The following is a 22,929-nucleotide window of genomic DNA, read 5'->3' as shown; positions in this document are numbered from 1 at the left end:
CAGCATCCGGCCGCGCGTCACGCACGGATCCGGATGATGCTGCGCATCCACACCAGGCCGAACAGCATCAGCACCAGCATCCCGCCGACGACCTTCAGGCCCGCCGGATCTTCCCAAAGCACCGACAGAAATTCGCGGTTCGCGAGCATCATCATGCCCGCGGTGCCGAACGGCAGCAGCCCGAGCACCCATGCCGACATCCGCCCTTCCGCCGACAGCACGCGAATCTTGTCGAACAGCTTGAAGCGCTCGCGAATCAGCGTCGAGATGCTGTCGAGCAGCTCCGCGAGGTTGCCGCCCGTCTCGCGCTGAATCAGCACTGCGATCACGAAGTAGCGCAGATCCTGGACCGGCACACGCGTCGCGAGATTCATCAGCGCGTCGTGCAGCGACACGCCATAGTTGATCTCGTCGAACGTGATCCGGAATTCGCTGCCCATCGGCTCGGAGAACTGGTCGCTGACCATGCCGATCGCGCTCGTGAACGCGTGGCCGGAGCGCAGCGCGCGCGCGATCATGTCGCAAACGTCCGGCAACTGCCGCTCGAGCTTGCGCATCCGGCGCTGCCGGCACCGCAGCACGTGGAGCAGCGGCAGGCCCGCGGACGCGAGCGCGATCAGCGCCGCGATCGCGATCGGCAGCGCCGTGAGACTGAGCACGATCATCACGACCGGCGGAAAGATCGCGCAAATGCCCACCAGCTTCGGGACCGACCAGCTCATCCCCGACTGCTGCAGCAGCCGGTCGATCGACCGCACGCGCGGCAACCGCATCAGCAGGCGGTCGAACGGCCTCGAATCGTTGAGCATGCGCTCCTTCAGAATCGACAGCCGTTCCTTCTGCACCTGCCCGCCCGCCGACATCGCGCGAAACCGCGATTCGATGCGCTTCGCCGCCGAGCCGTGCCGTGCGTTCCACCACTGATAGCCGCCCTCGATCGCCAGCACGACCGCGACGAACAGGAGAATCACAAAGGTGTAGAAAATGGAGTCCATGGCCATTCCTCGTCAGAGGGCAACGCGCGCCGCGCTCAGTTCGTCTCGAAGCGATGCGAGGGATCGTAGAGCGCATCGGGCAGGTTGATCCCGAATGCCTGAAGCCGCTCCGCGAATTTGGGCCGTACGCCGGTCGCGCCGAAATGCCCGCGAACCTTGCCGTCCTTGTCCACGCCCGAGCGCTTGAACGTGAAGATTTCCTGCATGTTGATGATGTCGCCTTCCATGCCGGTCAGCTCCTGGATGCTGATGATCTTGCGCTTGCCGTCCGTCAGCCGCGTGGCCTGCACGACGACCGAGATCGCCGACGCGATCTGCTGGCGCATCGTCTTCGGCGGCAGCGACAGCCCGCCCATGCTGATCATGTTCTCGAGCCGCGTCAGCGCATCGCGCGGCGTGTTCGCGTGAATCGTCGCGAGCGAGCCTTCGTGGCCGGTGTTCATCGCGTTCAGCATGTCGAGCGCTTCGGCGCCGCGCACCTCGCCGAGGATGATCCGGTCCGGACGCATCCGCAGCGCGTTGCGCACGAGCGTGCGCTGCGTGATCTCGCCCTTGCCCTCGATGTTCGGCGGGCGCGTCTCGAGCCGCAGCACGTGCGGCTGCTGCAGCTGCAGCTCGGCCGCGTCCTCGATCGTCACGATCCGCTCGTTCGACGGAATGAAGCCGGACAGAATGTTGAGCAGCGTCGTCTTGCCGCTGCCGGTGCCGCCCGACACGAGCAGGTTCACCTTCGCGCGCGACAGCGCGTCGAGCAGCTCCGCCATCGGCGGCGTCAGGCTCTGGAAGCGCACGAGGTCGTCCATCTTCAGCGGATTCACCGCGAAGCGCCGGATCGACATCAGCGGCCCGTCGATCGCGGACGGCGGAATGATCGCGTTCACGCGCGAGCCGTCCGGCAGCCGCGCATCGACCATCGGGCTCGATTCGTCGATCCGCCGGCCGACGCGCGACACGATCTTCTCGATCACCTTCATCAGGTGCGCGTCGTCGTAGAACGTCACGTCGGTCAGCTCGAGCTGGCCGTGACGCTCGACGTAGACCTGCTTGTACGTGTTCACCAGGATATCCGACACGCTCGGGTCGCGCAGCAGCGATTCGAGCGGACCGAAGCCGAACATTTCGTCATACACATCGATCGACAGCTGGCGCCGCTCGATGTCGTTCGCGATCAGCTTGTCCTCGTCGAGGATCCGCGAGATCAGCGCCGAGATTTCCAGACGGACCTGCTCGAGCGGCATGCGCGACAGCCGCTCGAGCTCGACGCGCTCGAGCACCGCCGCATGGATTTCGCGGCGCAGCTTCTGGTACGCCTCGCGCACCATCGAATTCGCGCCACCGGACGGGTCGCCGCGCGTGCCGAACGACTGAGCCCGTTGCAAAGACATCTGTTCGCGCAATGACATGATGGTTTCCCCGAGAAATGACTGTCACATGGACTTGAGCTTCGGCGCCGCTCCGCGGCCGAACAGCCGCGAGATCAGCGGTTCATTGCGTTCCGCGCCGTGGCCCGGGCGCGTGTCGCCTTCGACGAGCTGCTTCGCGCAGGCCTGCAGCGCGCGCGTGACCGCGCAATTGCGCGCGATCCGCGAAATCGGATGACCCTGGTTGATCGACTCGAGCACGTTGTCGACGTCGTCCGGAATCGTGCAGGTGGAGCGCATCCCGAGCACTTCCTCGAGCGCCGCGCGCGTGCGCTCGGTCGCGCGCGCGGTGCGGTTCACGACGAGCCGCAGCCGGTCGAGCGGATAGCCGATCGACATCAGGATCTCCTGCAGCCGCCGCCCGGCGCGCAGGTGCGTCATCACCGGGTTCAGCACGACGTGGATCTGGTCGCTGCGGTCGAGCGCGACCATCGACAGCTGATTGAGGCTCAGGCCGAGATCGAAGATCACGAAGTCGTAGCGCGGCGCGGCGACGCCGAGGATCCATTCGAGCGCGTCCTCGCGCATCTCGCCGGCCTTCACCGGATCGCCCGCGCCCGCGAGCACGTGGAACGTCTCGGTCACGCGCGCGACGCTCGCGTCGAGGAACGCGCCGTCGAGACGCTCGAGCTGCGTGCAGAGCTGCGGCAGCGTCGACGGCGGCGTTTCGTCGGTGACGAGAAACGCGGCGTCGGCGAACTGCTGGTTCAGGTCGATCAGCAGCACGCGGCTCTTGAACCCCTCGGCGAGCTCGAACGCGACGTTGCTCGCGACGAAGCTGGTGCCGGTGCCGCCCTTGCAGGACATGTACGAGATGATCCGCGTATCGGTGCTGTCGCGCCGCGTGCTCTGCGCCGCCGCACGCTCGAGCGCGCTGCTGAGCGTGCGCACCTCGAGCGGCCACGGCAGCACGTCGCGCACGCCCGCGCGCATCGCATCGAGCAGCGTGTGCGGCGACGCGTCCGCGGTGATCAGCATGCAGGTCAGCCCGAGGTGCAGCCGGCACATCCGCTCGATCGCGGACAGTTCGGCGGCATCGATCGACGCCCCGTCGATCATCAGCACGTCGAACGCATCGAGCCCGTCGGTGCGATGCTCGATCTGCGACGGCCGGCCGGTCGCTCGGGTGACGCGATAGTTGCCGCAATCGGTCACGAGCCGCGCGATCTGCGTGAGTCGCGCGGTGTCGTCGGAGGCGACGAGGATGTTGATCATTTTGTGTGCCCCTTGTGCTCGATCATTGGCAAACGGTGCCGCCCGTCGACGATGTGAGGCTTTCGCGGGGCAGCGTTGTCGTGAATGGCGGCATCGTCACTGTGATGCGCCCGGAGCCCAGCATCGGGACCCCACCGGCCCGCACGGACAGCAGCGGAATGAACGTCGGAATGGTGACGTTGGTCACGCTGACGGTGACGAACGAGCACGTGCTGGCGGTGCATCCCGACGGGGTGTAGCTGACGGATACGTTCGCGGTCTGCAGGATCGGCAGCAGCGTCGTAACCCGCTTCGCGACGACGCTTGAATTCACGTCGCAGACGGTCGCCGTGCGCGCCGCGAGCCGCACGGCCTCGCTTGCCGTGTTCCAGTAGAACATCACTCGGCCGAACTCGATGATGCCGATCAACAGCGTGCAGAACACCGCGCATACGATCGCGAACTCGACGGCTGTGGCGCCCCGCTCCGCGCGGTGATGAAGGAGAAAACGACGGCGCGCGTTCATATGACTTGCCTCATCACGGTGATGATGTCGCCGAAGCTGAACGCCGTCATGCCCGGGTAGGCCGGTATCGGCTGATATGAAAAGCCCTTTATCTTGACCTCGACGAGATTGACGCTGCCTTGCGCGGCACCCGTCGAATCGTAAGTGGTCACGCTGGCGAAGTGCGCCGGATCCGTCGGATCCAGCGAGGCGGTACAGCTGCTCGTGCTCGTCGACGAAGTATTGCCGGGGTTATTGCTGGAGTCGCAAATGTAGACCATCGACGTCGTGAGGCCGGGCACAAGGGGCACGGGCGAAGTGCCCGCGTTGTCGCACGTCGCGCCGTACACCACGAGGCACCTTGCATCCGAGATCGGATAGGTCGTCGTATCGCTCGGCCGGTAGACGGACAGATAACGCGCGGCGTCGCGTGTCGCCTTGGTCAGCGTTTCATACTGGTAGATCGCGCGGCCAAACTCGGCCACGCCGGTGACCAGCAGCACGAGCGGAATGAGCACGAGCGCGAATTCGACCGCCGCGACACCACGCATGCTCGAGCGGCGAAATGCATGTTTTTTCATGATCGCCCCCCGTTCATTGAATGAGCATCGGCACCTGTGCGCCGGTCGACGTGCCGTTGCCGGGCAAGCCGTCCGTTCCGCACGGAGTGGCCGAAGGATCGGTCGACGAGCCGAGGTACTCGATGTTGACCGTGCTCCCCTTGCCGCCCGTCATCGGTTGGAGCAACAGCACGCAATCCCATTTTTTGACGGGCACCTGGGTGCTGCTCCCTTGCAATCCGGAACAATCCGCTTCCGGCGCCACCGCGACCCGGCGATCCGCCCCGTATGACTGGTAAAAACTCTTCGCGCTGCCGCCCGACATCGTCCCCTGATAAGGCTGGAACGCAGGTCGGTCGGTTTGCGTGAAATGGGTATACGCATCCCCTAGCGCATATCCCGAACCCGCCTTGGTCATGTCCTGATAGCCGCCATAGACATAGTCGTAGCCCGTGAAATCGGGCAAGCCGTTCGACGTCGCGCTCGTCGGCGGGGTCCCCGCGCCGCCGTTCGTGTAGATGCCGAAGCGCGTGTTCCATGCATCCTGGTCATTGCTCTTGAAGCCTGTCGTACCCAGCAGGGTATTCACTGGCGGCAAACTGCAATAGTTGCCCGTGAGCTCGTTCCTGAGCACGGTGTCCGAAGGTGAAGCGTTGGGGTCCAGAATGACCCAACCGAAATTTCCCGGCCCGTAACTGGCACTCGCCGACGGATCCGTCGACATCGTGAACCATTGCCCAACGGAATAACTGGTACCGCCGCTCTGCTGGCAAATGAAGACGGGAATCCCGCAGCCTGTCTGCCCGGGCCCGAGCGTCGCCACCGCGGTTGCCGTCACGGACGCGTTCGCGACGCTCACGCCCGGGATCACGCTCAGCACCTGCATGAACCAGTTCGTGATGCTCGACAGACCGGTCGTGCACTTCACGTATTTGATATTGGTCGGCGAGGCGAGCGCGCCGGCCGACTGAAACGCATTGCTCAACGAACTGCTGAATGCGACGGTCAGCGTCGTCGGCGACGTGTTGGTGATCTGCCTGTTCTGGAAGAACACGTAATTCGACGTGCCGGCGGCCAGACCATCCGCCTCCGCGACCCACAGGCTGATGGTGCCAGTCAGGTCGCGCGCGGCCGACAACGCACAGGCATCGGCGCTGTTCTGCAATTCGCTGCGCGTGACATACAGCTTGCCAAGATCCAGCGCCAGCCCGACGCACCCGATCAGCACCGCCAGCGCCAGCGCGACGATGACCGCGACCGCGCCGCGCTGGCGACGCGTGCCGCGAACGATGCTTTCAGGATGACGAACGGCGCTGGACATGACAATCTCCCTGAGCGTTCTGCCGTTATTGCGCCCCACCGTTGCCGATGCCGATCACGAACGTGTTTGTCTTCGGCTCCGGCTTCTGGAACGACTGGTTGTAGTTGTCGATCGCGCCCGCGGCGGCGGTGCCCGACACGACCGGTGTGGCCGGCGCGTGGTCCGCGGCGTGCGGATCGATGATCTGCGCTTGCATCGTCGCGCGATACGAGTCGCCGAAGCGGCTGTCCCACACGGGCGTCGACGACATGCAGCCGGCGAGCGCGGCGACGAGCGGCACCGCGAGTGCCGCGCGGCGCGCGATGACGAGGTAGGCGGATTTCATGAGCTTCCCCTTGAATGTCTTCAATGATCGGTGGACGACGGCGCCGGATTCGGACGCACGGCCGCGACCTGCTGGGCGTGAGCGACTGGCGGCACACGGCGCTTGAGCGGGTGCGACGGCTTCGCCTGCGCCTGCGCCGCCTGGTCCGCCGCGGCGATCCGCGCGGCGGCCGCCTCGATGCGCGCGGCGTGCGCGTCCTCCGACGTATCGGCAGCCTGCGCCACGGGCATCGCCTGCGCAACAGGCATCGCCTGCGGCACGGGCATCGCCTGCGCCACGGGCGCCGCCTGCGGCTGCGGCTCGACGTGCAGCGCCGCGGGCGCGGTCGCCGCCGGTGCCGTCGGCACGGCCGGCCGTGCGGCCGCCGCGTCCGCCTGCGGCGTGCGCGGTGCGGTCAGCGCGGCCGTCGGCGCGGCAGGCTGGCTCGGCTGCGGCACCGGAGCCGGTGCCGGCGCGGGCATCTGCATCTGCTGCTGCGCGCCGCCGGCATCGGCGCCGCCCGCCGGTGCGAGCGCGGACTTCTTCACGCCCTTGCGGCCTTCCATGTTGCCGGTCGCGAACACGTCGGCTTCGTTCTGATGCGAGAAGCTGTCGGTCGGCAGCGGCACGTTGGCGGTCGGCAGCGGCTTCACCAGGTGCGGCGTGATCAGGAACAGCAGTTCGGTGCGGTCCTGCTGATACGACGTGCTGCGGGCCAGCGCGCCGATCACCGGCAGCTCGCCGATACCGGGGATCGCCTTCAGCGCGCCGGTGATGTTGTCCTGCAGCAGCCCGCCGATCGCGAACGACTCGCCGTCGGCCATCTGCACCGTGGTCGATGCGCGCCGTGTCGTGATCAGCGGCAGGATCGAGATCCCGTTCACGTTCGTCGCGCTCAGCGTCACGCCCGTCGGCGACAGCTCAGACACCTCCGGCGCGACCTTCAGGCTGATGCGGCCGTTCGCGAGCACGGTCGGCGTGAACTTCAGCGCGACGCCGAACTCCTCCTCCTGCAGCGTGATCGTCGACGTGCCGTTGCCGCTGCTCTGCGGCACCGGGATGAAGATCTTGCCGCCGGCGAGGAACGACGCTTCCTGGCCGCTGATCGTCACGAGATTCGGCTCCGCGAGGATCTTGACGAGGTTGTCGGTGTTCTGCGCGTCGACCGCCACGTTGAACGGCCGGTTGTTCGCCTTGCTGATCGCGAAACCGCTCGAGACGCCCGCGAGCAGGCTGCTCACGAGCGCGCCGGTCCACGAGCCGAAGCCGCCCTGGATGTTGAACGCCGCGCCGAGCTGGTTGATCAGCGTCTTCGACACTTCGGCGACCTTCACCTCGAGCATCACCTGCTGAGGCGACGTGACGCTCAGCATGTTGAGCACGCCGGCCGACTTTCCGTTGCCGCCGGAATTCGCATAGGCCTTCGCGATCTCGACCGCCTGCTCCGCGGCCTGCGAGCTCGACGCCGTGCCGGCGAGCACGATCGTGTCGGCCGCGGTCGACACGCGGATCCCGCGCTCTTCCGGCATCAGCTGGGCGATCGACGCCTGCAGGCCGGCCGCGTCCGCGCCGACCGCGACGTCGATGATCCGGCACGCGCCGCTTCTGCCCTGCACGATCATGTTCGTCGTGCCGACGGACAGGCCGAGGATATAGAGCGTCTGCGGCGACACCATCGTCGCCTGCGCAACGGCCGGGTTACCGATCGTGCGGTTGCGGACCGGCTCGGGCATCGGCACGAGCATCGATTTGCCGAGCGGCACGCTGACGCTGACCGTGTCGCGCACCGGGCCGACGCAGTTCGGCCCGCGCAGCGGCCCGGGCGCCGCGGCCGCAGCCGCGGCCGGCGCCGGGGCCATGCTGATCGTCATCTGCATCGGCCCCTTGGCCATCGCCGCCGGCGCGGTGCTGCCCTTCGTCAGCGCGCCGGCTTCGGCAGCTTCCTGCGCGAGCGCGCTGTACACGTTGAACCAGCCGACGCAGAGCATCGCGGCCACCATCGTGCCGCGCACGACGCGCGCACGCGTCGGCCCGGCTGCGGAACGTTGCGGTTTGATCTTCATTTCGTCTGATCCCCCGAGTGCCCGACGGGTGCGCCGGGTGTAACTGTCAAAGGCCGCCGCACCTGCACCGCGGCCTGGATGCAACATGTTGTTGATGCTTTAGAAACATTCGACGCTGCCGGCCACACCGCTCAGCACGCCGATGCAGTCGCGGCGCGCGGCCGGCGCCGAATGCGACGCGACACGCACCCGCACGGGCCGGCTGTGCGTCGGCACGGGCGCCGCCTGCGGTGCGGGAGGCTCGCCGAGCAGCGTGACCTTCGTCGCGCCGTCCGTGTTCATCGTCTGCTTGTCGATCTGGTTGCGCAGCACGAGCGACAGCGTGCCGACGCTGCGCGCGAGGTCGAGCTTCTCGGCCTGCTCGGGCGTCACTTCGAGCGTCACAGCGTTGACGACCTTCGGCGCGGTGTCGTCGCGGCTGACCTGCTGCGCGACCGCGAGCACGAGGATATGCTCGAGCACGATCTTCGAGATGCTCTGCTGCTGCGAGTCGGAGGACTTGCCCTGCCCCGTCTGCTGCGTGTTGACGATCACGTCGACATAGTTGCCCGGCAGCGCGAAGCCCGCGACGCCGACGACGTCGTTCACGCGCACCGTGATCGCGCGGGCGCCCTCATCGATCACCGCGGACAGCCCGCCCTTCGTGCCGACCGGCGCGAGCTTCGATTCGAGCACCGGCTCGCCGCGCGCGAGGCTCGTGCGGACGACGCGGCCGTCGAGCGTCTTCATGTCGGTGAACGCGCCGGGCGGCACGCTGCCGGTCGGCCAGTTGACGAGATGAATCTGGTTCGGCCCGAGCGGCTCCCCGAGATTCAGATCGGTGGCCGCCACCGCGATCTGCGTGACGGCGCTCGTGGATGTCTGCACGAGCCAGCGCGACGCGAACGCGACGGCGGCGAGCCCCGCGATCATGGCGATGACCAGCATCGTGAGTGCGCGACTGTTTTTCATGGCAATGCTCCTCGACGGAACGTGAATGGATCGACTTCAACCTGAGGCCAGCGTGCGACTCGTACGCTCGGCCGGTGGCGGATGATTGCTGTCCCGCTCGGGCGCGGAGCCGAAGTAGTCGACCCATGCGTCGTGCAGCCCTTCGTGCGTGACTTCCATCGGATCGCCGCGGTAGCGCGCCGAAGCCGCGACGAGCCGCAGCAGGTCGGCCGGAAAGCATGCGAGGAACGCCTTGCCGGTCGGCAGATGCAGGCGGTGCAGCAGGTAATCGAACGCGTCGTGCGCCTGCACGAGGCCGAGCGACGCGCAGACCGCGTCGAACACGACGCGATAGTCCTCGACCGGCATCGGGCCGACGTACAGCTTCGAGCCGAGCCGGCGCAGGAACGCTTCGTCGCCGAACTGCTCGGGCGCGAGGTTGCTCGAGAACACCGGCCACACGTCGAACGGCACGACGAAGCGATTGCCCGAGCCGAGCGTGAGCAGGTCGATGCCGCGATCGAGCGGACGCAGCCAGCGGTTCAGCAAATCGCGCGGCTCGACGCGCTGGCGGCCGAGATCGTCGACGATGTACATCCCCATGTTCGCCTTCATGTGCGGCGGCGCCTGGTAGAAGCCGGCCATGTCGTCGCGGCGCAGGTCGAGCTCGTCGAGCGTCAGCTCGCCGCCGGACAGCACGACCGGACGCTCGCACAGCCGCCAGCGGCGGTCGACCGACTTGCCCTCGTGCGACGTCGACGCGTCGACGTGCACGAGCGGGTCGTAGATCTGGATGATCTCGCCGCCCGCGTAGATCGCGTACGGCACCGGCACGTGGCCGCGCATCAGCGTCGCGAGCCGTTCGGCGAGGAACGTCTTGCCGCTGCCGGCGGGCCCGTGGATCAGCAGCGGCCGCCCCGCGTTCATCGATGCGGCCGCGCCGTCGAGAATCGCCGGGTCGATCACGATGCCGGCGAACGCGGCGCGCACGTCGTCGCGCGTGATGCGGATCTTGCGCACCGAATGCTCGGCGATGATGTCGAGATACGCTTCGAGCGTCACCGGCGCCGGGCCGCTGTAGTTGCTGCGCACCTTCTCTTCCATCGCAAACGTGCGGCCCGCGTCGGTCAGCTGGAACGTCACGTCGAGATCGGTCGTGCCGCGATGCGTGATCTCGACGAGATGCTCGCGCACGAGGAACTTCAGCACGTCGTCGAGCACCGCGATCGGCAGGCAGTGCCGCTCGATCAGGTCGCTGTACTTCGAGCGGCCGTGCTGCAGCGTGGACTTCAGCACGAGCCCCGACAGGAACGTCGCGCTCAGCCCGGTGTCCGCGAGCGAACGCGGTGCGTGCGGCAGGCGCGCGTGCAGCTTCGTATGCGCTTCCCGCGACGGTGACGGATCGGGCAGATGCGCGATCTGCGCATCGTGCCGCGGTTCGGTAGGGTCAACGTTCATGGTCGCTCCACTCGTCACGTAAAACCGATCTAGATCGCCGATGCGAACAGCATGGCCAGCGTGCCCGCCGCGATCGCCACGCCGTACGGCAACGAGCCGACGGACGTCATCTGTTCCGATATGGCCGCGCGCGAGGTTGACTGACCGGCCAGCGCGCGACGCAACAGATGGCGAACGTTCCCGAGCATCCGGCGCATGCTCCCGCGCCAGATCGTGACCGCGATCGCGCCGACGCCGCCGGCGACGCAGGTCGCGAGCACGATGCATGCGACCATCCACGGCCCCACCCATGCGCCGATCGCGAGCATCAGCTTCACGTCGCCCGCCGCCATCCCGCGCAACAGATAGAGCGGCAACAGCAAGGCGAAGCCGGTTGCGGCGCCGGCGAACCATTCGAACGCACCCGACGCAACGCCGTGCAGCACGCACTGCGCGATCAGCGCGCCCGCGAGGCCGACCGCGACCAGGCGATTCGGGATGCGGCGGCTCGTGATGTCCGTGCTGGCCGCGACGAGCACGAGTGCCGTCACGCACAGCGGAACCGGATGAGGGGGCACGGGGGGCAGCATGGCTAGGCTCGTTTGTCGGATTCGGATTTCGTCAATGAACCGCGGCGATGATTTGCGACGCCACGGTCTGGTACAAGTCGTGCATCTTGGTGCCGAGCGCCGACACGGCACTGACGATGACCACCGCGATCAGCATTCCGATCAGCGCGTACTCGATCGACGTCACACCGCCTTCGTCGTCGATCCACCGCGATACCGCATTCACGTCAATGCGCATGGCGCCCCCCGATTCCTCGTCGAAAGAGATGACGGACGAACCGACCACTCAAATCGCCCGCCGTCCGGCTCATCAGATACTGGTAGCGATATCGTTGAAAATATCGCTGAGCGTCTGACCGATGGACGTCACGCCAGCAATGATCAGTAATGCGATCAATGCTGCAATGAGGCCGTATTCGATCGCGGTTACGCCGTCTTCGTCACGTGCGAACCGCATCAATTGCTGAACGATCGTCGACATTCACGTTCTCCTGGCAGATAACTCGATGTGAACCATCACCCTGAACTTCCCGGCTCGCCGGCAGGTGCCGACGGACGATTCGGCCGCCCAAATCGCCCGTGGCCCGATCCATCAGATGCTGGTGGCGATATCGTTGAACACATCGCTGAGCGTCTTGCCGATGGCCGTGACCCCAGCGATGATGAGCAGCGCGATCAACGCCGCGATGAGGCCGTATTCGATGGCGGTCACGCCATCTTCGTCACGGACGAATTGCTTGACTTGCTGAACGAGGTTCGACATGGCTTTCCCCTTGCGGATAAGTACAAAAAAACCCTTGCCACCATTGGCTTCGGGCGATCTACCTCAGGCACGACATGAAACCCGGAACACCTGATCCGGACACAGAGGTATCGGGGCTCGCGCGCACATGCCCTTTCGCGTCGAAAGAGCGGCGGCGACCGAGGAGGCACATTCCTGATGCGCATGAGCGGCGATGAGCCGGATGCGCCGTCCGCTCGGGACGGCGATGACGCCAGCCGGCACACGCCGGCCAAACGCACGGGAGGCAACGGCCAGGCGACACGCGGCGTTGCGATTGCGGCTCGAAAGCCGCGAATGGTCTCGACTAATCATTTTTCTACCCCGACTTCTGTTCCTGCTTATTCTCATGACCGGACGTTGCCGGCATTCCGCTGGTCAGGCGGCGACTACTCGCGTTACCGGGAGCGCCGGTGCAAACCCCACGCCCCGACCTCACCCCGCGAGCGACAACGGTCCGATTCTGGATTTATCGATAGTCTGAATCGGCAGGTTGTCGCGTCGTCGACTTCCGCGCAATCCATAGCGCAAGGAGCGGGCCAGCTCACGGAAAACCCAGGCGGCGCAAGCCGCTCGATCAAACGGGCCGCACCGGCTGCGGGACTCGACTGACGAAATGTTTCGCTTCTGATACACATTCGGCGCCGTGCGCCGGTGCCCGGCGCGCGCAAAGCCCCGCCCGGCAAGGTCGAAAAAATTTTCTCGGGACTTTCCCGAATCGGCCCGCCCGACCAGGCATCGCATGGCCGACATGGATTTGTCTCGGCCAAAAACGCGAAATGTTTCAGCGTTGATACGCCGATACCCGCCAAAAGCGTTTTCAGCGGCCCCAATCGGCCGTTTTCCCGCCTCTACCACAAATTAAACGCCCGATGAAATGCGCGGCGATTTGCGTCGCGCGTTTTTTTTTTGAACAATGAATTCACCGGACATCACCAGAGAGCGAAAACGCTCCGATATCCGAGCCAATGCAAAGCACATACGAAGGACTGGGCCGCGTCGACCGCGCGGCCGCAACAGTGGACGGGGCATCATGTACATGGCAAATCGGGGATCGCGCTATCGCGCGTGGCGCTGCACCAGCTGGCTGACGGCCGACCGGGTGGTCGTGTACAGCTGCGCGATGCTGCTGGCCGCCGGTGTTCTGACCGCCCTCTGGGCAACGATGAGTCACGGCTTCACCACGCGCGACGTGATCCGCCCCGGTTCCGATTTCGCCGTGTTCTGGACGGCATCCGACATGACGCTGCACGGCCACGCCGCGTCCGTCTACGACAGCCGGGCCTTCGCTCACGCGCAATACGCGTTGCTCGACCAGTTTCAAAGCGGCATGTTCCTGCCGTGGCTTTATCCGCCGACGATGCTGCTGTTCGTCGCCCCGCTTTCGCTCGTGCCCTTTCTGCCCGCGTATTTCCTCTTTTTCGCGGGCAGTTTTCTATGCTATGCACACGCACTCCGGACCTTGACCGGACTGCGGGTGCTGCTTCCGCGGCCGCGGCTCGCCGCGCTCGTCGTGCTGGCCTATCCCGCCGTATTCATCGCGTTCATGCAGGGGCAGAACAGCATCGCGACCGCCGGCATCGCCGCGCTCGCACTCGTTCATCTGGACCGGCGTCCGATCGTCGCCGGCCTGCTGATCAGCCTGCTCGCGATCAAGCCTCAACTCGCCGTGCTGTTTCCGGTCGCGCTGATCGCCGCTCGCGCGTGGCGCGCATTCGCGGCAGCGGCGGTCGGCACCGTGGCGTTCGTCTGCGCGAGCCTCATGATCAGCGGCACCGGCGCGATACACGGCGCCATTCATGCAGTATCGTCGGTGCAGAGCTATCACCTGATGCGAAGCGCCGCATACTGGGACGCGTCACCCACGACGTTCGCGGCGCTGCGGCTCGCCGGTGCGCCGCTGTCGATCGCGTACGCGATGCAGTTCGCGGTCGCGATGCTCGCGATCGCGTCGACCGTCGGCGTATGGCGCCGCACGCGCGACCTGCGCCTGCGCGCCGCCGTGCTGGCGATCGCGACGCTGCTCACGACGCCGTATCTATGGCATTACGAACTCACGTGGCTCGGCATCGCCGTGTTCTGCCTCGTCGCGTACGGCCTCGAAGCAGGCTGGCTGCCCGGCGACCAGGGCGTGATCGTGCTCGCGTGGCTGCTTCCCGTATTCGAACTCTGCAATCGCGTGCTGCATGCGCCGCAGTTCGGTCCCGTCGTCCTGCTTGCGGTGCTGTTCGTCGTCGTCCGGCGCGCCGCACTCGTCCCCAGGGAGCTGTGATGAACCTTCATCTTCCCGGCCATCACGCACCGGCCACGGCCGACATGCACACGGAGCTGCCGGTGGCCGGCCCGCGCCGGCGCCCGCACTGGATCAACCTGCATCGCGTGCGCACGTACTCGTATACCTCTCTGATCGGCGGGTCGCTGTTCATCCTGATCTACCTGACGCGCCTGAATCTCCCGCACGCCGTGGACATGTCGCCGATGTCGCAGGATTTCACCGCGATCTGGAGTGCCGCGTGGCTCGCGGTGCATGGGCATGCGGCGACCGCGTGGGATCCGGCCGTGCTGCGCGCGATCGAGGAGCGAATCGTTCCGTCGATGCATGGATCCACGGGCGCGCTGCTGTGGCTTTATCCGCCGCATATGCTACTGCTGGTGTCGCCGCTCGGATGGTTGCCGTTCGTGCTGGCCGCCATGCTCTGGCTCGGCACGACGTATGCGATGTTCGTGGCGGTCATACGCGGCATCGTGCAGCACAATACCGCCGCGCTCTGCGCGGTGGCGTTCCCGGCGGCGCTCGTGGTCGTCATCGTCGGGCAAACCAGTCTCTTCACCGCGGCAATCGGCGGGCTCGGGCTGCTGCTGCTGCAACGGCGCCCCGCCCTCGCCGGCATCTGCTTCGCAATACTGACGGTCAAGCCGCAATTCGCGGTACTGTTCCCGTTCGCGCTGCTCTGCTCGGGCCAATGGCGCGCGCTGGTCGCGTGGACGGCGAGCGTCGCCGGCATCGCCGCGCTGGCGACGCTCGCATTCGGCATCGGCACGTGGATTTCATTCGCGCATGGGCTGGACTTCGCGTATCAGGCGATCAGCGTCCCCGGCCACGCGAAGCTCGACCGGATGCCGACCGTCTATTCGATGGTCATGCTCGCCGGCCTGCCACGCTTCGTCGCGCAGGGCCTGCAGACGCTCTCGGGCATCGCGGCCTTCGCCGCCGTCGGCTACGCATGGCGCGGCAGTTGCGCCTATTCGCTGCGCGCCGCCACGCTCGCGTGCGCGAGCCTGCTCGTCAGCCCGTATCTGTACGACTACGACCTCACGTGGCTCGGCCTCGTCATCGCGTGGTACGCGCGCCATGCGCTCGCGTACGGCTGGCGGCGCTTCGATCGCGAATGGCTCACGCTGCTGTGGGTGACGCCGGTCGCGTGCCTCGCGATCGTCGTTTATATCCAGGTCCAGTTCGTCCCGCTGATCACGCTCGGCTCGCTCGCGCTGCTGGTCGCCCGCATCGCGCAGGAACGCCGCGCGTCGCCGTGTCTGCCCGACGCACATGACGTCGCGAACGAAACCGAATTCGCACATGCCGCGAGGCCGCACCGCGCCGCCCATCTGGCGGTTCGGCTCGACCGCTCGCTGCCGCTCGGCGGCCACCGCTAGACCGGCATACCAAGGGGAACCATCATGCGGGCTCACATCCGGACACCGCTCATCTCGCTGGTCGTGCCGTTCTACAACGAAGGCGACGCGATCGACCACTTCTTCGACGCGGTGATGCCGCTGATGTCGGGCATCGAATCGATCCGCTTCGAGATCGTCTGCGTGAACGACGGCAGCCGCGACGACACGCTCGAGCGCCTGATCGCCTACAGCGCGAAGGACGCGCGTGTGCGCGTGATCGATCTGTCGCGCAACTTCGGCAAGGAGGCGGCGCTGACGGCCGGCCTCGACGAAGCGATTGGCGACGCGGTGATCCCGATCGACGCCGACCTGCAGGATCCGCCGAGCCTGATCCCCGTGATGATCGAGCACTGGCGCGACGGAGCCGAAGTCGTCGCCGCGAAGCGCAGCAACCGTGCGTGCGACTCGTTCGCGAAACGCACCGCTGCCGCGATCTACTACCGCGTGCACAACGCGCTGTCGGAAGTGAAGCTGCCCGAGAACGTCGGCGATTTCCGCCTGATGGACCGCCAGGTCGTCAACGCGCTGCGCAGCCTGCCGGAACGCCGGCGCTTCATGAAGGGGCTGTTCGCGTGGGTCGGCTACCGGACCGTGATCGTCGAATACCAGCGCGAGATGCGCAGCGCCGGCCATTCGAAGTTCTCCGGCTGGAAGCTGTGGAACTTCGCGCTCGAAGGGATCACGAGCTTCAGCACGGTGCCGCTGCGCAGCTGGACCTACATCGGGCTCGGGATCGCGCTGCTGTCGTTCCTGTACGGCTCGTTCGTGATCGCCCGCACGCTGCTGTTCGGCAATCCGGTGCCCGGCTATGCGTCGCTGATCTCGGTGATGCTGTTCATCGGCGGCATCGAGCTGATCGGCATCGGCGTCGTCGGCGAATACATCGGGCGGATCTACTACGAATCGAAGGAGCGTCCCGTCTATCTGGTGCGCCGCCGCTATCAGGCGCGTAGCAAGGTGACCGCGCTGCCGGTCGCGCGCGACGCGCAGCGCCACGCGCTGTATGCGCGCGCCGAGCTCGCGCGCCGCCGCGCGCAGCCGCGCCACCGCGTCGCCGCGCGCTAACCGGCACGGTGGAGAACGTCATGATCCGCGTCCTGTACGCCGAGCGCGAGCGACTGTTCCGCTTCGGCATCTCCGGCCTCTGCTCGACCGCGATTCACACGCTGATCGCGTCCGCGATGTTCGCGCTGTTCGACGCGACGCCGGTCGCCGCGAACGCGGTCGCGTTCGTCTGCGCGACCGTGTTCTCGTACCTCGCGAACACGCTGTGGAGCTTCTCGTCGAGCGTGCGCTGGAACAACCTGCTGCGCTTCCTCGCGGTCGCGCTGTGCGGCCTCGCCGAGACGATGCTGCTCGCGCGCGCGACCGAGATGCTCGGGCTCGCGGCGCTCTGGAGCATCGTCGCGGTCGTGCTGTTCGTGCCGCCCGTCACGTTCGTGCTGCACCGGCTCTGGACCTACCGTTGAAGCGAGCCTCAGCTGACCTGCCGATGCCCTTCGCCCGACGGATCGCCGTCCTTCCCGCCGTCTCCGCCACCACCGTTCTCGCCGTTGTCCGCGCTGTCGTGCAGGCCGTACTCGATCATCATCCGGTACAGCGTCACGCGCGAGATGCCGAGTTCCGCGGCGGCCTTGTTGATCCGGTGATCGTTGCGCAGCAGCGCGTTCTCGATCGCCGTGCGCTCCGCGATCGCGCGCGCCTGCTCGAGCGTCACCGGCTCGCTTTCGCCGGGAACCTCGAGGCCGAGATCGTGCGGCGTGAGCAGCCGGCTCTCGGCCATCACGATCCCGCGCCGCACGCGGTTGATCAGCTCGCGCACGTTGCCGGGCCATTCGTAGCGCCGCATCGCGTCGAGCGTCGACGACGTGAAGCCGCTGATCTTGCGGCCGCTGTCGGTCTTGTATTTCTGCAGCACGTAATGCGCGAGGATCTCGATGTCCTTGCCGCGCGCGCGCAGCGGCGGCTCGTGAATCCGCAGCACGCAGAGCCGGTGAAACAGGTCGGAACGGAAGCGTCCCTCCTGCACCGCGCTGTCGAGATCGACGTGCGTCGCCGAGATCACGCGCACGTCGACCGGCGTCGATTCGTTGCCGCCGAGCCGCTCGACCTTGCGCATCTCGAGAAAGCGCAGCAGGCTCGCCTGTGCTTCGAGCGGCATGTCGCCGATCTCGTCGAGGAACAGCGTGCCGCCGTTCGCGGCCTCGATCCGGCCCGCGCGCCGCTGGCTCGCGCCGGTAAACGCGCCGCGCTCGTAGCCGAACAGTTCGGATTGAAGCAGATGATGCGGAATCGCACCGCAGTTGATCGCGACGAACGGCCCCTTGCCGCGCGCGGAGCGCTCGTGGATCGCGAGCGCGGTCAGTTCCTTGCCGGTGCCCGATTCGCCGGAGACGAACACGCTCGCATCCGTCTTCGCGACCTTGCGGATCGTGCTGAACAACTGCTGCATCGCCTCGCAGTTGCCGATCATCCCGTGCTCGCCGATCGATGCCGCATACGCGGCGCCGTCGACGCGATCGAGCGCGGCCATGCCGCGCGCGTGGCCGAGCACGTGCGAAATCCATTCGTACGGCAGCGGCAGCGTCACATAGTCGAAACAATAGCTGCGGATCAGCTCGCGCACGGCCGGCCCGATCGACGAGCCCGCGGTCGTGACCGAGATCCAGCCGATCGCCGGCTGGCTCAGGCAGGACTTCAGCGCGGGATAGTCGCGCGACGTGAAGCCGCTGAAATCGATGAGCCCCGCGGCCACGCCGACGGTGGCCGTCATGTTCTGCGCGGCGCCCGCGGTCTTCGCGATCGAGATCTCCCAGCCAAGCGAGCGCAACTGATCGAGCAACGGCTCGTCGGGCGAACGCGCGATCACGTACAGCCGCCGGCCGGCTTCAGGCGCGGTAATCGACGCCGGTGCCGCCGCGTCGCGCGCAGCCGACGTCCCTACCCGCCTCGACTCGGGTGCTTTTGCAACCATCTTCTTCCCCGTATTGCGTTGGTATCGCGCTTCGGCCTGCGCAGCAACACGCCGCGGACCGGACATCGGAACCGACATGTTCGCCGGAATTCCGTCCGAATAAAATACCCCACGGCGCATGCCCCGCCGGCCCGAACCTTCCCTACAGCGGTATATCGGCGACGGCGCGGCGCGGCTAGATGGGTGTTATCCCGGTAGCGCGATCGAAAAGCCTGACGCGCGCCGGCCGGCGCGCGTGTCGGGGAGAACATGACGGATTCGGATGAAACCGCCAGGACGGCCGCCCGGCGCGGCTCGCGCGGCGTTCGGCGGCCGCGCGACGGTGAGCGGGAAAGCGGCGTCGGCGGGTGTCGGGGGGATCAGCGGATGCCGGCGGGTCGATGCGAACGGCCGGTCGGGCCGCCCGTTCGCATGCACAATGTTCGATCTGGATCAATCCTCAGACGAACGGGATTGATGTGCGCGCGCAACATCGCGCGCGCGGAACGGCGCACGGAAGCGCCCGCCGGCGCCGTCGCCGGTGCCGGCACAACTCAGCGCAACTTCAGCGCACAATTCAGCGCACGGCGGGCAGCGGCGTGAGCGCGGTCACGCGGCCGCGACCGGCGGATGCGCCGTCGTGCGAACCGTATTCGGCGACGAGCGCATCGACCCGCGTCAGATACTGGCGGTTGTCGTGATCCCACGGATGGAAGCCGGGCCGCAGGAAGCTCAGCCATTCGCGCGTGATGCTCGGGAACAGCCCGTGGCGCGGCCCGTACAGGAACGCGGTCAGCCTCAGCATCCCGCGCGCGCTGTCGAGCAGGCTCGGCCGCTCGCTGCGCGCGCGGCGCTTGCGGTCGGCCCACAGCAGCGTCGCGTGCATCGCGAACACCGACGGCCAGAAGGTCAGCGTCGTCAGCAGATACACGCCGACGCGCATCAGGTAGCGGCGCAGGCCCGGCTTCATCGCCGCGTTCCACACGTCGAACGACACGGACTTGTGCTCCGTTTCCTCGAGCGCGTGCCAGACCCACATCTGCCGGTAGCCTTCGACCGAACCTTCGAGCCGCGACGGATCGCGCAGCAGCAGGTCGGCGAGCATCGCGGTGTAGTGCTCGGCCGCGATCGTGTGCGCGAGCTGCACCGAATGCGGCAGCTTGCGCTTCATGAAGCCGAGAATGCTCCATACGCGCTGGTCGAGCTTGCGCGCCGGCAGCCGGTTCGCCTGCAGCATCTCGTTGTACTCGACGTGCTCGCGCGTGTGCATCGCCTCCTGGCCGATGAAGCCCATCACCTGCTTCTTCAGCACCGGATCGTCGATCCGGTCGCGGTAGTGGCGCACCGAATCCATGAAGAAGCGCTCGCCGGCGGGGAACAGCAGCGACAGTGCGTTGAAGAAGTGCGTGACGTGCGGGCCCATCGCGTGCCAGTCCTTCGCGCGCTCGACCGGCAGATCGAAAACCAGGTCGCGGCGCACCGGCATCACTTCGGCGGCGGTAGCGGTTGCTGACGCATTCATTCTTGTTTCTCCGTTCTCGGCCGCGGCATCGGCGCCGCGGGCGCGCGGGTGGCGGGCCAGCCGGCTGTGGTCCGGCCGCCGCGCCCCGCGCGAATCGTTACATTGACAGCTGTAACGATAGGCCGGCGCCGCCCGCTCGCGCAAGGCGCACGGTAGTGGTGCGCTTCCAAACGCCGGCCGGCCGCGAAAGGCCGAAAAATCAGCGCGTACGCACGACAATTCAAACGCGCGTTTGGGTCGCCCGGCCGGGCGATCCGGCCCGGGCTCCCCTACAATAGCGGCTTCAATCGTTCATTTTCAGGAGCAAGTCATGTCAGTCGTCACGACCGAGTCGGGCCTCAAATACGAAGATCTGACCGAAGGCAGCGGTGCCGAAGCGAAAGCCGGCCAGACGGTCAGCGTTCACTACACCGGCTGGCTGACCGACGGCCAGAAGTTCGACTCGAGCAAGGACCGCAACGACCCGTTCGCGTTCGTGCTCGGCGGCGGGATGGTGATCAAGGGCTGGGACGAAGGCGTGCAGGGGATGAAGGTCGGCGGCGTGCGCCGCCTGACGATTCCGCCGCAACTCGGCTACGGTGTGCGCGGCGCGGGCGGCGTGATTCCGCCGAACGCGACGCTCGTGTTCGAAGTCGAGCTGCTCGCCGTCTGACACCGGCTGCGCCCGCCGCGATGATCCACGCCCCATCCTCGTCGCCGTCCCCGACGCTCGCGCTCCGGCGCTACGGCGCGTCGGAGGCATCGGACGTGCACGACTTCCATCAGGTCGTGCTCGGCGTCGACGGCGCGATGGTGATGGCCGTCGACGGCGTCGGCGAGCGGATCAACCGGCACGCGGCGTGGTTGATCCCTGCCGGCGCGCGGCACGAGTACGCGGGGCTCGGCGAGAACCGCCAGCTCGTGCTCGATCTGCCGGCGACGTCGCTCGCGGTGCCCGAGCGGCTGTTCGACACCGCGCGCGCGATCGCGATCGATCCGCGTCTGACCGCGCTCGTCGCGCAGCTCGCCGCCGCCGCGTCGCGGCTCGAAGTCGGCCTCGACATCGATCTCGACTTCGACCTCGACCTCGACCTCGACGCCAGGCATCGCCACGACGCGCGGCACGCGGGCGCGCATCGTTTCCAGTGGCAGGCCGCCGCGCGGCTGTGCGGCGCGCTGATCGGCGACAGCGGGATCGCCGCGCCGGCCGCGGGCCTCGATTTCGCGCGGATCGACGCGTGGCTGCGCGCGCGGCTCGCGGAGCCGCTGCGCATCGCCGATCTCGCCGCGCACTGCGGCTTCGGGATGCGGCGCTTTCATCAACTGTTCGTCGACGCGTTCGGCGAGACGCCGCATCGCTATCTGCAGCGGCTGCGCCTCGACACCGCGGTGGTGCTGCTCGCCGACGAGCGGCACGCGCTCGTGGACATCGCCGGACAGGTCGGCTTCGCTGACCAGAGCGCGTTCACGCACGCGTTCACGAAACGGTTCGGCATCGCGCCGGGCCGCTGGCGCGGCGAGCGGCACTGAGCCGCTCGATCCACGCGGGTCACCCCGCGCGGATCGCCTCCTCGTACACGCGCGCGACGCGCCGCGCGATCACCGCGTTGTCGAAATGCTCGCGTGCGTAGCGCTTGCACGCCGCATCATCCGGCAGCGCGATCGCGCCGGACAGCGCCGCGCCAAGCCCGTCCGCGATCGCGTGCGCGCCGGTCTCCGGCAGCACGAGATCCTGCGACAAGCCCGCGACCGCCTCCGGCAACCCGCCGACCGGCGTCACGAGCACCGGCGTGCCCGACGCCAGCGATTCGACGGTGATGAGCCCGAAGCCCTCGAGCGCGACGGTCGGCACGACGCTGACCGTCGCCGCGCGATACAGCGCCGCGAGATGCTGATCCGGCACGAAGCCGAGCAGCTTCACGTTGTCGCCGAGCGCCGCCGCGTCGATACGCGCCTGCAGCTCGTCGGCGAGCCGTCCCTTGCCCGCGATCAGCAGCAGCACGTCCGGATGGCGCTGCTTGACGAGCGCGATCGCATCGATCAGATCCTCGAGCCCCATGCGCCGCACGAGCCGCCGCACCGCGAGCACGATCGGCCGGTCCTGCGGCAGTTGCAGTTTGCGGCGCGCGTCGGCCGGCGTGAGCGGCGTGTCGAACTGCGCGGTGTCGACGCAGCCCGGGATCACGCGCACGCGCGCCGGATCGATCCCGTACCGGCTCGTCAGGATCTCGCCGAACGCCTGCGACAGCACGATCAGCCGCGACGAGCGCGCATAGACCGTCTGCTCCAGATAGCGCTTCGCGCGCTGCCCGAGCGACGCCGCGCCCTCGACCTGGCTCTCGTCGGCCCACGGCCCCTGGAAGTGCGACACCTGCGGAATCCCGCGCATCACGTCGAGGCCGGGGAACGTGTAGAGCGCGAAGTGCGACGAGATCACGTCGGGCCGCTCCGCGCGGACCACGTCGCGCAGCGCGTGGCGCGCGGCGAGCATCCGCCGCGCGAGCGGCTGCGACGCCGGGCCGAAGCCGCGGATCGCGCCGCCGGTGTCACGCTCGATGCTGTCCGAGCCGGCGACGAGGCCGCGCACGGCGACACCCGCGCCCGGCAGCGCGCCGACGAGCGAGTAGTACATCCGGTCGAGACCGCCCGCGCGTTCGGGAAACCAGTGCATCCCGATCTGCAGCGACCGGATCGACGGGGAAGAAGACGGATTCATCGAA

The 22,929-nt window shown here is 67.3% G+C and carries 23 protein-coding genes; 6 read left to right on the top strand and 17 right to left on the bottom strand.

The genetic code is table 11. The annotated features are described in order from the left end of the window. Window positions 1–17 precede the first annotated feature (17 nt). The 14 genes from HZI36_RS00390 to HZI36_RS00325 all read right to left on the bottom strand — a co-directional run bounded on the left by HZI36_RS00390 (window position 18) and on the right by HZI36_RS00325 (window position 12,062). Window positions 18–995 (bottom strand): type II secretion system F family protein, encoded by a 978-nt coding sequence (locus HZI36_RS00390; protein WP_179400630.1) that lies wholly within the window; start codon window positions 993–995, stop codon window positions 18–20. Between the two features lie 35 nt (window positions 996–1,030). Further along, window positions 1,031–2,398, bottom strand: a complete 1,368-nt coding sequence (locus HZI36_RS00385; protein WP_179400629.1) for a TadA family conjugal transfer-associated ATPase — start codon at window positions 2,396–2,398, stop codon at window positions 1,031–1,033. A gap of 24 nt (window positions 2,399–2,422) precedes the next feature. After that, complete coding sequence (locus HZI36_RS00380) at window positions 2,423–3,631, bottom strand: CpaE/TadZ family protein (protein ID WP_179400628.1); 1,209 nt, start codon at window positions 3,629–3,631, stop codon at window positions 2,423–2,425. Between the two features lie 22 nt (window positions 3,632–3,653). Then, complete coding sequence (locus HZI36_RS00375) at window positions 3,654–4,136, bottom strand: TadE/TadG family type IV pilus assembly protein (RefSeq protein ID WP_179400627.1); 483 nt, start codon at window positions 4,134–4,136, stop codon at window positions 3,654–3,656. Beyond that, the gene (locus HZI36_RS00370) at window positions 4,133–4,666 is read right to left on the bottom strand and encodes a TadE/TadG family type IV pilus assembly protein (protein WP_179400626.1); all 534 of its coding nucleotides are present in this window, start codon (window positions 4,664–4,666) and stop codon (window positions 4,133–4,135) included. Before HZI36_RS00370 ends, HZI36_RS00375 begins: the two co-directional genes overlap by 4 nt. Window positions 4,667–4,709: 43 nt before the next feature. Further along, complete coding sequence (locus HZI36_RS00365; RefSeq protein WP_179400625.1) at window positions 4,710–5,996, bottom strand: pilus assembly protein TadG-related protein; 1,287 nt, start codon at window positions 5,994–5,996, stop codon at window positions 4,710–4,712. Between the two features lie 25 nt (window positions 5,997–6,021). Further along, on the bottom strand, window positions 6,022–6,321 hold the full coding sequence (locus HZI36_RS00360) for a hypothetical protein (protein ID WP_179400624.1): 300 nt from the start codon (window positions 6,319–6,321) through the stop codon (window positions 6,022–6,024). Between the two features lie 20 nt (window positions 6,322–6,341). After that, window positions 6,342–8,363, bottom strand: coding sequence for a type II and III secretion system protein family protein (locus tag HZI36_RS00355; protein ID WP_179400623.1), 2,022 nt, complete (start codon window positions 8,361–8,363; stop codon window positions 6,342–6,344). Window positions 8,364–8,462: 99 nt separating this feature from the next. After that, complete coding sequence (gene cpaB / locus HZI36_RS00350; protein WP_179400622.1) at window positions 8,463–9,314, bottom strand: Flp pilus assembly protein CpaB; 852 nt, start codon at window positions 9,312–9,314, stop codon at window positions 8,463–8,465. Window positions 9,315–9,350: 36 nt separating this feature from the next. Continuing rightward, window positions 9,351–10,751, bottom strand: coding sequence for an ATP-binding protein (locus HZI36_RS00345; protein WP_179400621.1), 1,401 nt, complete (start codon window positions 10,749–10,751; stop codon window positions 9,351–9,353). A 29-nt stretch (window positions 10,752–10,780) separates the two neighbouring features. Continuing rightward, on the bottom strand, window positions 10,781–11,320 hold the full coding sequence (locus tag HZI36_RS00340; protein ID WP_179400620.1) for an A24 family peptidase: 540 nt from the start codon (window positions 11,318–11,320) through the stop codon (window positions 10,781–10,783). Between the two features lie 31 nt (window positions 11,321–11,351). Further along, the gene (locus tag HZI36_RS00335) at window positions 11,352–11,585 is read right to left on the bottom strand and encodes a Flp family type IVb pilin (RefSeq protein WP_343049903.1); all 234 of its coding nucleotides are present in this window, start codon (window positions 11,583–11,585) and stop codon (window positions 11,352–11,354) included. Window positions 11,586–11,609: 24 nt separating this feature from the next. Beyond that, window positions 11,610–11,780 carry a Flp family type IVb pilin gene (locus HZI36_RS00330; RefSeq protein ID WP_179400619.1) on the bottom strand — a complete coding sequence of 57 codons (171 nt, stop codon included), beginning with the start codon at window positions 11,778–11,780 and terminating at the stop codon, window positions 11,610–11,612. A gap of 111 nt (window positions 11,781–11,891) precedes the next feature. After that, on the bottom strand, window positions 11,892–12,062 hold the full coding sequence (locus HZI36_RS00325) for a Flp family type IVb pilin (protein WP_179400618.1): 171 nt from the start codon (window positions 12,060–12,062) through the stop codon (window positions 11,892–11,894). A 1,051-nt stretch (window positions 12,063–13,113) separates the two neighbouring features. Here HZI36_RS00325 and HZI36_RS00320 point away from each other — a divergent pair. Genes HZI36_RS00320 through HZI36_RS00305 form a run of 4 tightly spaced genes read left to right on the top strand, consistent with a single transcriptional unit; the run spans window position 13,114 to window position 17,224 of the window. Next, window positions 13,114–14,352 carry a glycosyltransferase family 87 protein gene (locus HZI36_RS00320; protein ID WP_179400617.1) on the top strand — a complete coding sequence of 413 codons (1,239 nt, stop codon included), beginning with the start codon at window positions 13,114–13,116 and terminating at the stop codon, window positions 14,350–14,352. Then, on the top strand, window positions 14,352–15,734 hold the full coding sequence (locus HZI36_RS00315) for a glycosyltransferase family 87 protein (protein WP_179400616.1): 1,383 nt from the start codon (window positions 14,352–14,354) through the stop codon (window positions 15,732–15,734). The genes HZI36_RS00320 and HZI36_RS00315 overlap by 1 nt, the downstream gene beginning before the upstream one ends. Window positions 15,735–15,758: 24 nt before the next feature. Further along, window positions 15,759–16,820: a glycosyltransferase family 2 protein gene (locus HZI36_RS00310; RefSeq protein WP_179400615.1), complete on the top strand. Its 1,062-nt coding sequence runs from the start codon at window positions 15,759–15,761 to the stop codon at window positions 16,818–16,820. 20 nt (window positions 16,821–16,840) lie between these two features. Then, a complete protein-coding gene (locus tag HZI36_RS00305) occupies window positions 16,841–17,224 on the top strand; it encodes a GtrA family protein (protein ID WP_179400614.1) in 384 nt (127 codons plus the stop codon). A gap of 8 nt (window positions 17,225–17,232) precedes the next feature. Here HZI36_RS00305 and HZI36_RS00300 read toward each other — a convergent pair whose 3' ends face one another. Beyond that, the gene (locus HZI36_RS00300; protein WP_179400613.1) at window positions 17,233–18,729 is read right to left on the bottom strand and encodes a sigma-54 dependent transcriptional regulator; all 1,497 of its coding nucleotides are present in this window, start codon (window positions 18,727–18,729) and stop codon (window positions 17,233–17,235) included. Between the two features lie 556 nt (window positions 18,730–19,285). Further along, entirely contained in the window at window positions 19,286–20,230 is a 945-nt protein-coding gene (locus HZI36_RS00295; RefSeq protein ID WP_179400612.1) for a metal-dependent hydrolase, read from the bottom strand. 310 nt (window positions 20,231–20,540) lie between these two features. On the opposite strand from HZI36_RS00295, the gene HZI36_RS00290 reads away from it, so the two are divergent. Continuing rightward, window positions 20,541–20,882, top strand: coding sequence for an FKBP-type peptidyl-prolyl cis-trans isomerase (locus tag HZI36_RS00290; protein WP_179400611.1), 342 nt, complete (start codon window positions 20,541–20,543; stop codon window positions 20,880–20,882). Between the two features lie 20 nt (window positions 20,883–20,902). Further along, the gene (locus HZI36_RS00285; RefSeq protein ID WP_179400610.1) at window positions 20,903–21,739 is read left to right on the top strand and encodes an AraC family transcriptional regulator; all 837 of its coding nucleotides are present in this window, start codon (window positions 20,903–20,905) and stop codon (window positions 21,737–21,739) included. A 19-nt stretch (window positions 21,740–21,758) separates the two neighbouring features. Here the strand turns inward: HZI36_RS00285 and HZI36_RS00280 are convergent, their stop codons facing one another. Then, window positions 21,759–22,925: a glycosyltransferase family 4 protein gene (locus tag HZI36_RS00280; RefSeq protein WP_179400609.1), complete on the bottom strand. Its 1,167-nt coding sequence runs from the start codon at window positions 22,923–22,925 to the stop codon at window positions 21,759–21,761. Window positions 22,926–22,929 lie beyond the last annotated feature (4 nt).

Source organism: Burkholderia guangdongensis, assembly GCF_013403875.1.
Lineage (GTDB): Bacteria > Pseudomonadota > Gammaproteobacteria > Burkholderiales > Burkholderiaceae > Burkholderia > Burkholderia guangdongensis.
This window is presented reverse-complemented; position numbering and strand designations above follow the sequence as displayed.